Raw genomic sequence first — 15,608 nt, forward strand, 5'->3', positions numbered from 1 at the left:
GGGTGGGCTTCAGCCCACCGCCTGCGTGCTGGCAGGCTGAAGTGGGGCGCCGCTCACCACCTTACGACCCTGTCGGTTGGCAGCCGATCACTCCATTTCGATGATCACGTTTTCCTGCCACTGCTGCGGCAGAGCCTTGGAAGTTGCTTCCCAGGCCTCGGCGTTCTCGATCGGCTTGACCTTGACGTACTGCTCGTTCGGCAGCAGCTTGGCCTGGACCTCGGCGGGCAGTGTCAGGTGCTCGGCGCGGATCGGCCGGGCGTTGCCCTTGGCCAGGTTGATCTGCCCGGCATCGGAGAGGATGTATTCGCGGGCGAGCTTGGCGGCGTTGGGGTGTTTGGCCCACTTGTTGATGATCGTCGTGTAGCCGGAAATCACCGAGCCATCTGACGGAATCACGACCTCGAAGCGGCTGGGGTCGATCTGGTCGCGGTACGACAGGCCATTGAAGTCCCAGACGACACCCACTTCCACTTCGCCGCGCTCCAGTGTCTGGATCGTCGGGTTCGACAGCGACAAGCGGCCCTGCTTGGCGATGTCGGCGAAATAATCCAGGCCCGGCTGGATATTCGTCTCGTCCCCACCATTGGCGATGGCCGCGGCCAGTACGCCATTAACCGCTTGTGCAGCAGCGCTGACATCGCCGATGGCGACTTTGTACTGACCATCCTTCAGCTCGGCCCAGGAGGTCGGCACATCCTTGACCAGCTGTTTATTGACGATAAAGGCGATGGAGCCGGTATAGGCCAGCATCCAGTGCCCGTCCTTGTCCTTGGCCCACTCGGGAATCTGGTCCCATGTAGTGGGCTTATATGGCTGGGTAACACCTTGCTGAACGGCGATCGGCCCGAAGGCCGCGCCGACGTCACCGATGTCGGCCGTGGCGTTGTCTTTTTCGGCTGCGAACTTGGCGATCTCCTGGGCCGAACTCATGTCGGTGTCCATATGCTTGAGACCGTACTTTTGCTCAAGGTCCTGCCAGGTATCCTTCCAGTTGGCCCAGCTGTCCGGCATGCCGACGCTATTGACCTCACCTTCCGCGCGAGCCGCCTCTTCGAGCGCTTTCAGATCCGTTTGTGCAGCGTTCGCCGATGTCGCCAGGGCGATCGCTGATCCCAGTAGTGAAGCCAGCAGCAGTCGTTTCATTCGAAGCTCCTTTCGCAGGTCGGTTGGTCTAGATCAGTTCGATGCAACCAAACTATGGGGTGCAAGTGACAGTTTGATGTCGTTGCCTCCGCCATCGCCGGAACGGGCGACACTGCGACAGGAGTGCCGTAACAAGCCTAGCGCACGCGCAAAACCCTGCCTGAAAAGGCCTGCACAGTTTTTTGTCCGTAGTGCACCGCGTTATCTATACGGTCCGCGGGCTGTTTTTGCCGCTGCATTGTCATGCGACAGTCATCGTTACGCTCTAGCGTTACCCGCCATCAACCGGGAAAAGACGGCAGCCCGTGCCCCGCTTTGGTCCTTGGTATAGTCCAGTGAGAAAAGACGATGCGCGATGAAGTCCCGCGGACGGTGACGGCGATCTGCAGCTCGCTACAGGAGCAGATCCGCCATGGCTTGCTGCAGCCGGGCGGGCAGTTGCCGTCCGAGCGAAAGCTCAGTGAGCTGTTCGCCACCACGCGCATCACGCTACGCGAAGCCTTGGGGCAGCTGGAATCACTCGGCATGATCTATCGCGAAGACCGTCGTGGCTGGTTCGTGTCGCCACCTCGGGTGCTCTACAACCCATTGGTGCGGAGCCATTTTCACGCGATGGTGGGCGAACAGGGCCGTTTGCCTGCTACCGAGGTGCTGTCGGCAAGGCTGCAGCCTGCTACTGCGGAGATTTGTTCGCGCCTGGAGCTTGCGGCGTTATCGAGCGTCATCCAGATCCGCCGCGCACGCCGCATCGACGGCCGCCTTGTACTCTACGTCGAGCACTACCTGAACCCAGTCCACTTTCCCGGCATCCTGAAGTACGACCTGACCTGCTCGCTCACCGAGCTGTACGCCAGCGAATATGGCATCCATTACGGTCGCGTCCGCTTCGACATGGTCCCCACCGCCCTGCACCCGGAAGCCGCATCAACCCTGCGCACCGCCCCCGGTAGCCCAGCCCTGCGCATCACCCGTCTGAACCGCGATCAGCATGAGCGGATCATTGACTGCGACGTGGAGTATTGGCGGCATGATGCGATTCATGTGTGTGTGGAGGTGCCGGAGTAGGGTGATTGAGTTAGAGCTACAACTGCCAGCCATTCCCAGGCGATCATCAGCATTGCCAGGGGCTTTCCATTCGCAGACCTCTATGCCTGTTTCGGTCAGACGATAAGCGAATTTTCCGGAAGTTCGATAGGCTGGCTCCAGGGGGAGCCTGTAGGGATTTGTTCAAGGTACTGCTCACATACAGTCATTCACTCGCATGTGGCACCTGCACAGGGACCAATCGGGCGATTTGTGAAGTGAGCAACATAATGGTATTGGATTCCGAAGCTAGAACTGCAGTACTGAAATGCTCTCTTGTTTGAGGGGCAGTTCTTTTAGTAGTTTGCGGACAAGACTAGCGTGTTTCTCGAAGTTGCGTTTGTCTGAGAATATATAAAATGGCCAATCTACATATTCATTTGAGTGCGGGCTGAGCCAAGATGTCTCAAGACAAATTATTTTCTTAGGCCGGTCCAGGGTAATATTTTTGAACTCACTCCATTGATATTCATACGTATGATGGCTTGTGTGGAATTCTTGAAATTTATTTGAATTTGCCATTGTCAGATAAATCAACCCGATACCGCCAGGCCCGGCGAGTGCTATCCAAAATGTCGATGGATCAAGTGCGATGATGAATAAGACGGCGATCGCAGCTATAACCGTCAGCCATTTCAAGGCAATTATCCAGCCTTTGCCAGGGGCTTTCCATTCGCAGACCTCTATGCCTGTTTCGGTCAGACGATAAGCGAATTTTGTTTTTTGATGAGTTGTGCCATATAAAGCTAAGAAAAAAAGAAGAAAACCTGGCGCAGCAATAAAGATGGTCTCAATTAATGAGAATTTCGCATTTTCGTATAGCAAAAAATAGCTAAAAATTAAAGTCGCGCATAGTATGAAGACAAACATGCTATTGGCAACGGTTGTGTTGTAAGGGCGCGCCTTGATCTTCCAGTCTAGCAATGCAGGTTGATTAGCGTACTTCCACTGATGGTTGTCGGGAAGTTTGATAGGCTGATTCCAGGGAAGAGTTTGTAGAAATCTGTTCAATGTGCTGCTCATAAGCTTAATCAATCACTCGTGTTGGCACCTGCAAGGGGAGTAATCGGGTGCTTTGTGAAGAAAGCACCATATCGGTATCGGGTTCCTTGCTGAAAGCATCGCTCTTCATATCCGCCTCCGAGGATGAGGCGCCTACATCCACGCGGAACATGTAGCCCCGGCCGTTGGCGCTTTCCAGAATCTGCTCCGGGTAGCGAACTTCCAGTTCCAGCACGGGTGGTCGCTGGTAGGCGATCCAGGTTTGCCATAGGCGATGCTGTGTGTCCTTGGGGTAAAGGGTGTCACCGGGCAGCGGCCCATTGGGACGCCGTGCGGGCGGTTGGCCAAATTGTTCGATGGGCGCCCAATGGCCTTCGAGGAATTGGTCGTAGAACCTGTCTGCCATGCCTTGCATCAGGCTGTCGGAAAACCAGCCGCTGTCGACCATGGCTGGCTGCAGCTTCACGGCTGTTCCCGCCAGATCGGACGGCAGTAGGAGCTGTAGCCAGAAGCCGGTATAGATGCGCGGGCCACGATCGTAGTATGGCAAGGTGGAGGCGCGAGCCGCCAGGCTTGGGCGCAGGCAGATTTCTTTCAGGGTGCGCAGCTCGTCTTTGTGATCCTCGTCGCTGTACGTCCAGGAGGGGGATCTGCCCCAACTGCTGCGATACAGCCAAAGCCGCAGACCCTCACGCTTGTACTGGTTCGCGGCCATGCTGGAGATAAGGTAGATCACGCCTAGCAGCGCGATGATGATAGTTACCGGATTGGACATGACCCAGGCAAAACCGAACCAGAAGCCCAGGGCACTGCCGACGAGTTGGACGCCACCTACTGATGACATGAATAGCAGCGCAACCAGTTTCGTGCTTTGAGCATATTTCTCTTCAGAACTGGTCGCATTACTAATGTCTTTGGAAACCTGCCAAGCCTCAACTCCCGCAGCTATAGCGCCGAAAGCGGCCATGCCCATGGTGCGTAACACCAGTTTGCGAGCCAGGGCCGAAAATTCTGTGCTTCCGGCTTTCAGCCAAGTGCTGACCCCTGCTTTGGCCAGTAGTGATGTTCTTGTTCTAAGGGCTCCTTGCATATTCGCCCATTTGTTCCACGCCGGCACCGTCCAGAGTGCCATCAATGCGTTGGCGGTATAGGCGGCGTTGGCCCCTACTGTACGCAGCTCATCCTCACTGAAAATGCCTTCATTCCGTGCTTTATCCAGGCTATTGATGAAGTTCCACACATTCAGACCAGCGACCAGTACGGGCAAGCTGCCGCCGAGCTCCCTGTTCATCCACTGACGGCTGCGGGCTGCGTAGCCCGCCGAACTTTTTGCTTTGAGCTGCAATTGATCTAGAAGCTCTGACTGGCCCAGTGTCGCGAGCCACAAGTTCACTTGGCGGGTTTGTACATTAGTGATTTTTGTCTCGGTGACGACGGTGCCGATTACCTCATTAGGCCTTTGCAGGTTCAGCGTCTCCTGCTTTTGCTGCAGTCCGATCAACTGTATGCGAGCCGAGCGTTTGTCGGGGCCTTTACCTGATAGAGTGAGGGTGCGTTGCAGGCCCTTGATGTCCTTTTCTAGCTGGCCAACCTGCATCTGCCATCTACGATTCTTCTTCGCGAACTCGGCATCCAGAATCAAACGCGTCTGTGTGGAGATTTCCGTTGAAACCAAGACCTGGGTGACGCTGAAGGCAAAGATTCGAACCTTGGGCGCGAACTCCGTGCTCAAAGCAGGTAGCAGAACAAAGGCCATCAGGTTCCAGCTGTCCTTGGCTTTTTGCCCCACCACGGCGCGCAAGGTCTCGAAGGCACGCTTGCCTGGCTCGGAAAGACTCTTGTACAGGTTACTAGCGTGTACGCTCGGCAGATCTAGTACCGATTGCACCTCGTTGGCCCGACTGACTTCACTGGTGGTGTCGGAGAGCCCGCCGTGGGCATGGCCGCTACCGTCGCCCTGCCGCCCCTGGTTGTCGATGGTGCCGTAGGCGGTGAAGTTGGCGGAAATCTTGTCGATCAGTGCGGAAAGCTCGGCGCTGAAATTGAACAGCGCCAGGCCTGCCAGGGTAGTGGGTTTGCCGTACTGCTCGCAGAGCCATTTCTTACCCGTGTCGCTCGCGCCCAACTGCTCATACAGATTGGCCATGGTTTCCAGGAGCTCGGTCGATTGCTGCGGGTGGCAGGGGTCATAGAAAACCTCCTCCGCTTTCGGACTGAGGCATTTCAGCCAGGCGAGCAGATCGCTTTCGCTGCGCTGGATGTGGGCATCTAGGCGCTCCATTTCATCGGAGCAATCTTGTAGGTAAGTCCAGGCCTCGTCGAAGCGAACGTCCTCACGCCAGGTCTTCTTCTGCTGCCATTCGTTTACCAGTGCGCGCCACTCTTTCCCAGAGGGTGGGGCGCCCCAGTTTGTGCGGAACTGTTTTTGAGACTGCTGCACTTGCAGCGACTTGAGCGTCAAGGTCGCGTCACTGCCGCTGTGATTGAGCAGCTGTGCCTCGCTATCGAGCAGGGCGTGAGCATCCTTGATGAATGCCTGCTTGCGGCTTGGGTTGGCTGATACCGATTTGGGAATGAAGGGGTCTAGTTTGACGCCGCAAAGCTCGTGAATAAGGGTGGCGCTATTGGTCTTGTTGGCATGCTGCGTCTCTGCTGCTGCCAGTTCCAACCATCGCCCCTGCAGATTCATGGCTAGGTCGTCGACGATGGCCATTGGATCGTCCAACGCGACAAAAAGAGCGCTGTCCTGATCAGGTACGCTGCCCAGAATAAGGGCTTGGTTTACCGGCTGCTTGCAGGGGCGGGACGTATCGTCTTGGTTCGACGCAACCAGGCAGCTTTTGAAGGTCGGGGCTTCTTCTCCTTCCAGGATATCTGAGACAGCACTGCCTATTTCGCGGATAGGTGCGGCATGTGCTCCCTGCATCTGCGTGCAGTATTGCGGCAGGTTTAGGGTACGCATCCAACGCTTTTGCTCCTGGGAGTTGCTGCGCATTTTTTCGCACAGACGCCAGGTCCACTGCACAGGGGTGTAGGCGATGAGCAGTCGGCTGCGCTTTGAGTAAAGCAGGTAGGGTTTGCTGTCACCGGGGTTGTTTCGTTCATCCTTACCAAGTTGAGCACTGCTCCACTTGTGGCGGACGAATTGGTGGCCTTTCACCTGATACTCGTGAAGCGTGCGATCTGTTTCATCCCACACGTACAGCCAGCCATCGCGGAGTTGACGCAGGGTATAGCTGCGCGTCTTGAGCTTCGGTAGATGACTGGCGCTCCAGCCGTTGGGTAGCGGATTCGGGCCCTGGGCGCTGCCGCGGTCCGGTGACTCATCAATCGCATAGCGAACGGGGTGGATTGCGATTTCGCCCGCTTTTAATGGGCACTGACCACTCGCATTTGCCGGCTTGTTTTCAAAGGCCTGATTGCGTTTGGCTTGTTGCAAGGTCTTGTCGGAAGCTGTCGCTCTCATGGGAATCCGTTCCTTTAGCCGGCAAGGCAGTCTTCATCCAGGGCTTGAATACGCCGATCTGGCGGTAGTGTCTGAGCATCTGGTGTTCTGGCTAACCAAGCCTGAAATGGGCTGTTGGGGCGCGTAGCGAAGTCAGCGCCCCAACAGGCGCAGCACTCGAGCCAGATCGCAATGCTCCGCTCGTTGACCAGTCCCCAGGCTTCGGCATCGAGCAAGCGTTGTTCCAGCCATTGGCCTCGCTCCTGTTCACCAAGCCCTGATAAGGTTTGGGGGTAATCTTCGATCAACCAACCGTATAGCCGCTCCTTGAAGCTGCGCCGATAGGCCTGTTCGAGCGCCTGAACCTGATCATCAATGAGATGGTTGAGCTTGCCTTCCAATCTGGAGCTGTTGGGCTGTGAGCGATAGGACTGCCATTCGACTGCATGCGAGGGAGCCCAGTTAGGCGGGGGTAGGGGTACGAGCCATTCGATTATGGGGCCCAGAAGAGTTTGATAAGCAGATTGGGGATAGCTGTTCAGCCAGTAAGAGGTCACCAGCGGATCCGCGAAACGGAAGAGGCTGTAGCTACCTAAATTGTCCGTGATGGTGATGAACTGGCTCAGGTGATTGGCGACATCGTTCAGTGATGACGAGCTTTGTATTCTGCTGGCCTGGCGCTGAAGAGAGGGGCTGCTTCGCCATTCACCCAGTAAGGACGAATGGCTGTCCAGACCAACCAGAATTGGGCCGAGCTCTTTGACGCCGTCCCAGCGGGTGCCGCTGTAGAGAGGAATGACCTCGATAGGCTCCCCTACCCCATAAAGCCATTGCAGGGCGTCCTGACGAAGCACACCGTCCACGAGCAGGAAATTGCGGCTCATGCTTCGGCTTCCTGGTTGGCTCGCTCGCATATCTCACACCTTGGTGTCGTTCGCAATAACGCCTGGCGCTGGGCAGGTACCAGCAGCCTACCCTCCATATCCACATCTGCCGGCCTAACTCGCCCAGGCAAAATCGGCGCCGCTCCCGCCCCCCTCCCGGGACAACCACCCGAATTCATCCTGATCAGCGGCCCGACCATCGTGATGCCGCTACCGTCGAGCTTGATAACACTACCCGCTGCTTTAAAAGTCAGCTCGCTGCCGGCTTCGAGGACCACTTTCAGGCCGCTGGAGAGGTGGATTTCCTGACCGGCTTCGACGAACTGGCCGGTGCCGATCTTGACGTGCTGGTTATTGCCGACGGTCAGATGGTCGTCTGCTTTGATTTCGCTGCGGCGGTCGGCGTGCGTGGTGCGGTGTTCTTCGGCGCGGAATTCGCTGTAGCTATTGGCCTCGACGGTGTCGTGCCGTTCGTGGCCGACGCGGATCTTCTGGTCGTTTTCAATGTTCTCGTCCCAGTCGTGCTGGGCGTGGAGGTAGATCTGCTCGGCGCCTTTGCGGTCTTCGATGCGTAGTTCGTTGTAGCCGCCACCACCGGGTGAACTCAGGGTCTTGAAGACGCTGCGGGTCTTGTTCGTAGGCAGGTCGTAAGGGACGGCGTTTTCCTTGTGGTACAGGCAGCCGGTGATCAGGGGCTGGTCGGGGTCGCCTTCGAGGAAGGTGACCAGCACTTCCATCCCCACGCGCGGGATGGCGATTCCGCCATATCGGTCGCCGGCCCAGCTTGAGCTGACACGCAGCCAGCAGCTCGTGTGCTCATCGGCTTTGCCTTCGCGATCCCAGAAAAACTGCACCTTCACTCGGCCGTATTCGTCGCAGTGGACCTCTTCGCTGGCCGGGCCGGTTACGACCGCGCTCTGGCTGCCGAGGATGCGTGGTTTGGGGTGGCGAAGTGCGGGGCGGAAGGGGACAGCCCAAGGGGTCGCAGTGAACTGGTTTCGGTAGCCTTGGGTGAAGTCGTTGTTGGCAAGGGACCTCTCATCCCTTAGCCGGGCTTCCCTTTCCCCTCCACTTAGGGGAAAGGGAGTCAGCGCGGCGATGCCTGAGTCAGTGATGGACTCTTCCAACACCTGCGGTTGCTTGCCTTCGTGGAAAACTTCAGTCAGCAGCCATAGCTGATTCCAGTCGCCGCGCGGATGATCGCTGAGTGGTAGAAAATGGCCGCTGACCAGCAGCGACTGGTCGCTTTCTCCCTCAGCCAGTTCGAAGTCGTGGCGATGGCGTTCCAGCGCGCGCCGGGATAGATGCTTGCCTCGCTCGCGGTCGACGAAGCGGCCGGGATAGTCGTAATCCTCGAGGTCGGGCTGGGTGTTGCTTCTAACCGCCGCCTCCATGGTCAGACGGGGCTTCTCGAAATCGTAATCGCGGCGGGAGACGCGGCCGGTGCGGGTCTCGACGCGCACGCCAAAGCGCTTGATGACCGGCTCATCGGCAACCAGACCGCTGTCCTGCTGATAGGCAACCGAGGCAAGTGTCGGAAATACCGTCTGGTCATCACCGAACACCAGCATGTGGCCGGCATCGCTGTGCTTGAAGTGGTAGTGAATGCCTTCTTCCTCGCAGAGGCGCTGGAGGAACTGAAGATCCGTTTCATCGTATTGAACGCAGTAGTCCCGCTTGGGATAGACCACCGGGCCAAGATCGAAACGGTGGCCGTCTCCGGCGAGAATGCCGTGCTCTTCTAGAACCTTGGCGATGATCTGCGGCACCGAGAGGTGCTGGAAGATGCGCTGGTTGGTGCGGTGAGATAGATATGCTAGCTGCGGACGCAAGGTGACGCGATAGCGCGTCAGGCGTTTGCCTGAATTGCCTTGCGCTGCGCTGTAGATCAAGCCATGGATACCCTTGCCGGCAGGCGACAAGGCTAGAAAGGCGCGCTGACGTAGCAGGCTTTCCAGATCGATATCGGAGCGCTCGCTGACCAGTTCGAGGTCGAACGCGAAGGGCTGCGAGATAGCCTCCCGACCCTTGAATTCGAGTACCTGCAAGTCATATTGAGCGCCTTCAATCACAAGGCTGAAGTGCGTGTCGTTAGCCGGATTGAACATTCCCTGTTCCTTTGTAACCAGTCCATGGCGGCGAGCCGGTAACGGTTCGCAAGGCGGCATCGCCTGTATTTCTGGCGTGCCGTAGCGCGGATTGGAGAGGCATCCAGTTCCGCAGAAATCTGGCAGCTATTCTCGCCCTTTTGGCGAAATATCCGTGTGAAGCACTACATTGTTTGCCGAATGCGCCAGCTAGGAACGCATCGGCCAGGTAAACCTGGCCGATGTGGATTAACCGTGGCCGCGAGGCCTGATCGAGGCTTAGGCCGAGATCGGGGTACGCCAGTCGTCGGAGCCAGAAGTACCGGAGACTTCGTGGGTCCAGACGATCTTGCGGTAGGTGAAGTACACGTCTTCCAGATGGGTGAAGTGGGACATGTTCGGGTCTTGGCAGTTGGGCATGCGCGACTGCACGTCGACGATCACCGCATCTTCCAGTTCGATTGTGAAGTAGTGCTCCTGAGTACCGGTGGAGGAGGTGCGGTACCACTCCAGGCGGCACTTGTTCAGGCGTTCACCCGAGGTCAGAGCATTGAAGATCAGTGGCGACGACTTGTCGAACACCTTGGTGATCATCAGCGGCTTGTGCACGCGCTGGCCGGTGGGTTGGCCGGACTGAGGGTCGCGCGGGATGATGACCTGGTGCTGGAAAGCCTGCACCAGAATCTGGTCTTCGTGTCCTTCCTGGAAAATATTGCCGACCGAGTCCTCGGTGAAGGTGCCTGCGGTGATCAGGCCTTGCTTGGTGCCTTCGAGGGACAGATACGCGGGTGTTGGCATGAACGCTCTCCTTGCCTTGTTGAATGCCAGAATGGCAGCAGAATAAGTACAAGGCGCGTGCCAGCTATATTTAATCCTTACGTTTCAATTAGTTAGACATATCAACTGAGGTCGAGACCGTCTGCTCTGCGCCATCGCTCACATTTAGTTGGGCAACATCCTGCCCGCAGTTGCGCAACATTTGGCGCATGTCTCTCTAGCACCCGCCATTGTTCGCTTCACAACTACAGGGCGATCGCCCTAAGCCAAAGCCTGCGCAGCATTCTGCGCAGCGCCATGGCTCAGGACGAGCAGCTGATTTCCAGGTGTTTGCCCCATTCCGGCGGGCGCTCGGCGTAGTGCTCCTTGCCCGGCTGCTCGTCGAAGGGGCGGCTAAGCACCCCATGCAGCTCGCGCACCGGGCCGTAGTCGCCTGCCTCGGCGGCCTCGATTGCCTTTTGCGCCAGGTAGTTGCGCAAAATGTACTTTGGGTTGGCAGCCTGCATGCGGGTCCGGCGCGCCTCGTGATCGACGCTTTCGCGCTCGGAACGCTGGCGGTAGGTCGCGGCCCAGTCATCGAAGGCTTTGATGTCGACGAAATCGTCACGCAGCCGAGCCACAGCCTTCTCTGCCGGGCTGTCACCGAGTTCGCGGAAGAAGCGCGTGTAGTCGATGGCGCTGCTCTGCATCAGCTGTAGCAAGCGCTGGATCAGCTCTTTGTCGCTCTCCTCGGCGGTCTGCAAGCCGAGCCGTTTGCGCATCAGATCGAGCCACACCGTTTCGTAGATCGGCAGGAACAGGTCCATGGTCGCCCGCAGCTGCTCGATGGCGATGAAGGGCGTCAGCGCCTGCGCCAGCGCGGCGAGGTTCCAGTGCGCAATTGGGACCTGATTCTCGTAGGAATACCGGCCGGCATGGTCGGAGTGGTTGCAGACAAAGCGCGCATCGAAGTCGTCGAGGAAGGCGTAAGGGCCGAAGTCGAATGTGATGCCCAGGATCGACATGTTGTCGGTGTTCATCACGCCATGGCAGAAGCCATAGGCCTGCCATCTTGCGACCATTTCCGCGGTGCGCTCCAGCACTTCACGGAAGAAGCCATGGTATGGCTCTGGATGCTCCAGGCATTCGGAAAAGTGGCTTTCGACAACATGATCAAGCAGCTTCTTCAATTCGTCATGCTGCTTGGTGTAGTAGAAGAATTCAAAGTGGCCGAAGCGGACGTGGCTGGGCGCGAGGCGCATCAACATTGCGCCGCGCTCCTGGCGTTCACGGTAGACCGGCGTCTCCGAACCGGTCACGCAGAGCGCGCGGGAGCTGGGAATACCCAGCGCGTGCAGGTGCTCGCTGGCAAGAAACTCGCGGATTGATGAACGCAGCACGGCACGGCCGTCACCCATGCGGGAATAGGGCGTCATGCCGGCGCCTTTGAGGTGCAGATCCCAATGCTCGCCCGCCTCGTTGACCACCTCACCGAGCAACAGACCACGGCCATCGCCCAATTGCGGGTTGTAGCTGCCGAACTGGTGGCCGGAATAGACCATCGCACGTGGTTCCGCCGTGCTCCAGAGCTTGTGGCCGGCGAACAGGTCGGTGAACAGCGGATCGTCCTTGGTTGCCGGGTCGAGATCGAGCAAGGCCATGGCGGCTTCGCTGGCCACTACCAGGCGCGGATTCTCGAGCGGCTGGGGCGTGACTTCAGAAGAAAAAACCTCGCCCAACTGGGCGAAGCGGTTGTCGAAATTCAGCTCGGTAAGCGTCTTCACGGGGGCTCCGGCACCTTGCGGTTCGGCGCCCTGTGCGGGCGCGCTTTATGTTTGGAGGCCGGGAAAGGAGGTGACGTTCCTCAGGCCTGACTGTCGGTGGGCGGCGTAGCGCCCTGGTTATCGGGCTGAGCGAGCCGTGGCGCGGTTCCCAGGTGTAGCTGTTTACCGTCGAAGTTTTTCAGGAATACATCGACCTGGCGGAAGGCGATCGAGATACCGGCCTTGGCGAATTCGCGGTCGATGGCCCGGTTGATCTCATCGGTGGCGGGGTTGCGGTCGCCGAGGTCGCGTACGTGGACGCGCAGCTCGTGGTCGAGCGTGCTCTCGCCAAAGGTCAGGAAGAATACGAGCGGCTCCGGCTCCTTCAACACCCGCGGGTTTTCATTCGCGGTCTTGTAGAGCAGTTTTTTCACCAGATCCAGATCGGATCCATAGGCGACGCCAACCTTGATCGTCACGCGGGTGATGGTGTCGCTCAGGGACCAGTTCACCAGCTGGCTGGTGATGAAGGTCTTGTTTGGGACGATGATGTCTTTTCGGTCGAAGTCGGTAATGGTGGTGGCACGGATGCGAATCCGGCTGACCGTGCCTGAGAGATTGCCGATGGTCACCACATCGCCGATCCGCACCGGACGTTCGAAGAGGATGATCAGACCGGAAATGAAGTTGGCGAATATTTCCTGCATGCCAAAGCCCAGGCCAACCGAGAGCGCGGCCACCAGCCACTGCAGCTTGTCCCAGCTGACGCCAAGCGTCGACAGGAAGGAGACGAAGCCGATGCCGGCCAGCAGATACGACAGCAGCGTCGTGGTGGCATAGGCGCTGCCCTGCGCCAGGTGCAGTTTTGATAACACCAGCACTTCCAGCAGACCCGGCAGGTTGCGCGCCAGGGCCACCGTGATGGCGACGATCAGCAGAGCCCCAAGCAGGTTGTTAAGGGTGATGGCATTGGTCGTGGCGGTGTCGCCAGCACCACTGACGAATTCGTAGAGCACGACGTTATCGAGGTAGGAGACCACGCTGATCAGATCCGCCCAGACCCAATAGAGCACCGCGAAGAACAGGCCGAACATCGCCAGGCGGGTCAGGCGCAGGGACTGCTGGTTGACCTGCTCGATATCGAGGCCGTCCTCACCGCTTGCCTCGCTGCTGTCTATGGGTTCGTCGGGCTGAGTTTCACGCTTGGCCAGGGCACGCTGGTAAGCAAGTCGGCGAGCAGCGACGGTCAGCCCGCGAATCAGCGTCGCTTCGATGACGATCCAGGCCAGCAGGAGATACAACGTATCGATCAAGCGCCCGGTCAGTTTCAGCGCCGTGTAGTAATAGCCAAAACCCACCACCAGGATCAGTACCAGCGGCAGGAGGCTGAACAGCAGACCGATGAAGCGCTGAAGCGGTGACGCGTTCTGGCTGGCCGGACCTTTCAGCAACAGGCGCGTGAGGCGCCAGCTCATCAAGGCGAAGCAGACCAGGACCACGACGATGCCGATCACATCGTCGACTAGATTGCCCGGTTGATGTTCGGCAATCGCCACCACGGCCACCAGGGCCATGACCACCAGCCCCAGCCGTCGGATTTCGTTGCGCAGGAAGGTGACCTGCGGACGGAACCAGCCGAAGTGCGTTTCAGCGACCCGATTGGGCGAGAGCATCCGATACGCGCTATAGAACACCAACCAGGCCTGCGCCATCTGATAGAACGCGGCGCCGAGGGCGTCGTTCTGCCCGCGCCCGTCCATCTGCAGCAGGTAACCGCACAGCGCGAGAAACAATGCGCCCGGCAGCGCCAGCAACAGATTCAGCAGCAGCGCCATTGGCGTGTGCAGCTGGCTGTCGTCACGGAAATGCCCGATGTCGCTGCTCAGCGAGTCCAGCTTGGTATTGATCGCCTGACGGCGCCAGAGCAGCACGCCGATCATCAGCAACAGCGGAACGAAGAACAGTGGCCGCTCCAGCAGGCCCGCGCCTAAGGCTTCGAACACCGAGCCCCAGGGCATCGCCCGCAGCTGGCGGTCGAGCAACGTGGGCACGCTCTTGAACCAGTCCAGATCGAGTGGCCGATTGCTGGGGATCCAGAACATCTGCTCGTCCAGCGTATTGCGCAGAGCTTCGGCCTTGCTCTGCAGTTGGCGCTGGTTCAGCTGCAGCGTAATCGACTCGCTCAGCAGAGCGTTCAACGAATGGTTGAGTCGATCGAGCAGCTCGCTGCGTGTGCGAACCAGCTCCAGCAACGCACTGCGTAATTCGGGAGTCACCTCGCTGGGAGGCTGACTGGCCAGCTGTTGCTCTACATAGTCTTCGACGTTGCCGGCGGCTTCGCGGCGCTGGTTCAGCTCGAACTGATAGAGCCGAATATCAGCGATCTCATCCGCCAGGTTGCTATCCAGCGAGAGCTGCGGCAGGGCCTGCTTCTGCTGCGAGAGGATCTTCGACAGCAGCAGACTGCCCTCAAGAACGGCGATCTGTTCTTCCAGTGCTTGGTCGGCCTGGTTGAGCGTGTCGAGCTGCTGGCGGGTCTGCAAGTTCTGCTGGGTGAGGTCGTTGAGCCGCTCGGTGGCTCGCAAGAGGTAGCCAGACAAACGCTTGTTCTCGGCGCTTTCGGCCGGCAGCAACTTGTCGGAGCCGGTCTTCTCGGCCTTTAGCGAGAATTCGGCGACGGTCTGTTCGGATTCTTCCCGGCGCTTGTTGTTGATGGCCGTCTGCAGCGCCATGGTTTCGCGCTCGGCACGGGCGATGCGCTCGGACAGCAGATCGCGGCGAGCAATACCCAGGTCCTGCAGCAAGCTGTTGCCGGCCAGTTCGTTGCGACGTAGTTCGATCTGCGCGTTGAGGGCGGACTTTTCCGCCGCAAGCAGGGCGCGGCGTTCATCACTCAGTGGCTTGCCGTTTTCGCGGCCGGCCTTGAGCAGGTTGTTGATCTCGTCGATCCGCATCTGCGACTTGCTGATATCGGCCTGAGCGCGCTCGGGACGCGTCTGCGCGCTGATGATCATGCTGTTAGCCGCGGTCAGCGCTGTCTGCCAGGTCGACAACTCCTCGACACGCTCTGCCAGGCGTTGCTCGAGGGCCGGCATCTTCAGTTTGGCCAGCTTTTCGACCAGATCGCTGGTGTCGCTGCTCTTGAGTTTGCTCAGATCTCGCTGGGACTCGGCGATTTCCTTCGGCGCGCTGGCGAGTTCGGCCTTCAGTTCGGTCAGTCGCTGCTGCGCGGTCGCGGCCTGCTCAGCAAGGCGTTGAGCACGTTCGTCAGCGCTCGGCTGTGCAGGTTTCGCCTCTTCGGCGGCCGGTTTGGTGCCGGTCAGGCCTGGAATGGATTGAGCGAATGCTGAGGCGGGAACGAAGGCGAGCAGGGTCGCCAGCAAGAAGATACGCAAGGGTGCCATGAACATTATCGAGTGAAGAAAAGAGTGCGGAGTCTAAG

At 58.6% G+C, this 15,608-nt stretch carries 9 protein-coding genes; 1 reads left to right on the forward strand and 8 read right to left on the reverse strand.

All coding sequences use genetic code 11. From position 1 onward, the window contains the following. Window positions 1-87: 87 nt before the first annotated feature. A complete protein-coding gene (locus RT21_RS03845) occupies window positions 88-1,146 on the reverse strand; it encodes an ABC transporter substrate-binding protein (protein ID WP_045423870.1) in 1,059 nt (352 codons plus the stop codon). A 348-nt stretch (window positions 1,147-1,494) separates the two neighbouring features. Between RT21_RS03845 and RT21_RS03850 the strand changes: the two genes are divergently transcribed. Continuing rightward, window positions 1,495-2,211, forward strand: a complete 717-nt coding sequence (locus RT21_RS03850; protein WP_046161683.1) for a UTRA domain-containing protein — start codon at window positions 1,495-1,497, stop codon at window positions 2,209-2,211. Between the two features lie 267 nt (window positions 2,212-2,478). Here the strand turns inward: RT21_RS03850 and RT21_RS03855 are convergent, their stop codons facing one another. The 7 genes from RT21_RS03855 to mscK form a co-directional block, all read right to left on the reverse strand. Then, entirely contained in the window at window positions 2,479-3,252 is a 774-nt protein-coding gene (locus RT21_RS03855; protein ID WP_046161684.1) for a hypothetical protein, read from the reverse strand. A 4-nt stretch (window positions 3,253-3,256) separates the two neighbouring features. Then, entirely contained in the window at window positions 3,257-6,697 is a 3,441-nt protein-coding gene (locus tag RT21_RS03860) for a T6SS effector BTH_I2691 family protein (protein WP_046161685.1), read from the reverse strand. 14 nt (window positions 6,698-6,711) lie between these two features. Continuing rightward, window positions 6,712-7,560, reverse strand: coding sequence for a DUF4123 domain-containing protein (locus tag RT21_RS03865; RefSeq protein WP_046161686.1), 849 nt, complete (start codon window positions 7,558-7,560; stop codon window positions 6,712-6,714). Then, window positions 7,557-9,668 carry a type VI secretion system Vgr family protein gene (gene tssI, locus RT21_RS03870; RefSeq protein WP_046161687.1) on the reverse strand — a complete coding sequence of 704 codons (2,112 nt, stop codon included), beginning with the start codon at window positions 9,666-9,668 and terminating at the stop codon, window positions 7,557-7,559. Before tssI ends, RT21_RS03865 begins: the two co-directional genes overlap by 4 nt. A 258-nt stretch (window positions 9,669-9,926) precedes the next feature. After that, on the reverse strand, window positions 9,927-10,445 hold the full coding sequence (locus tag RT21_RS03875) for an Hcp family type VI secretion system effector (protein WP_019339876.1): 519 nt from the start codon (window positions 10,443-10,445) through the stop codon (window positions 9,927-9,929). A gap of 281 nt (window positions 10,446-10,726) precedes the next feature. Continuing rightward, window positions 10,727-12,187: a protein adenylyltransferase SelO gene (gene selO / locus RT21_RS03880; RefSeq protein ID WP_046161688.1), complete on the reverse strand. Its 1,461-nt coding sequence runs from the start codon at window positions 12,185-12,187 to the stop codon at window positions 10,727-10,729. A gap of 80 nt (window positions 12,188-12,267) precedes the next feature. After that, a complete protein-coding gene (gene mscK, locus RT21_RS03885; protein WP_046161689.1) occupies window positions 12,268-15,570 on the reverse strand; it encodes a mechanosensitive channel MscK in 3,303 nt (1,100 codons plus the stop codon). Between the last annotated feature and the right edge of the window lie 38 nt (window positions 15,571-15,608).

This window comes from Pseudomonas sp. 10B238, from assembly GCF_000970615.1.
Classification (GTDB): domain Bacteria; phylum Pseudomonadota; class Gammaproteobacteria; order Pseudomonadales; family Pseudomonadaceae; genus Stutzerimonas.

Excerpts from the sequence above, each read along its gene's own strand:
- mscK (WP_046161689.1), bottom strand. The coding sequence starts at position 15,570 with ATGGCACCCTTGCGTATCTTCTTGCTGGCGACCCTGCTCGCCTTCGTT.
- RT21_RS03865 (WP_046161686.1), bottom strand. The coding sequence starts at position 7,560 with ATGAGCCGCAATTTCCTGCTCGTGGACGGTGTGCTTCGTCAGGACGCC.
- tssI (WP_046161687.1), bottom strand. The coding sequence starts at position 9,668 with ATGTTCAATCCGGCTAACGACACGCACTTCAGCCTTGTGATTGAAGGC.
- RT21_RS03855 (WP_046161684.1), bottom strand. The coding sequence starts at position 3,252 with ATGAGCAGCACATTGAACAGATTTCTACAAACTCTTCCCTGGAATCAG.
- RT21_RS03860 (WP_046161685.1), bottom strand. The coding sequence starts at position 6,697 with ATGAGAGCGACAGCTTCCGACAAGACCTTGCAACAAGCCAAACGCAAT.
- RT21_RS03875 (WP_019339876.1), bottom strand. The coding sequence starts at position 10,445 with ATGCCAACACCCGCGTATCTGTCCCTCGAAGGCACCAAGCAAGGCCTG.
- RT21_RS03850 (WP_046161683.1), top strand. The coding sequence starts at position 1,495 with ATGCGCGATGAAGTCCCGCGGACGGTGACGGCGATCTGCAGCTCGCTA.
- RT21_RS03845 (WP_045423870.1), bottom strand. The coding sequence starts at position 1,146 with ATGAAACGACTGCTGCTGGCTTCACTACTGGGATCAGCGATCGCCCTG.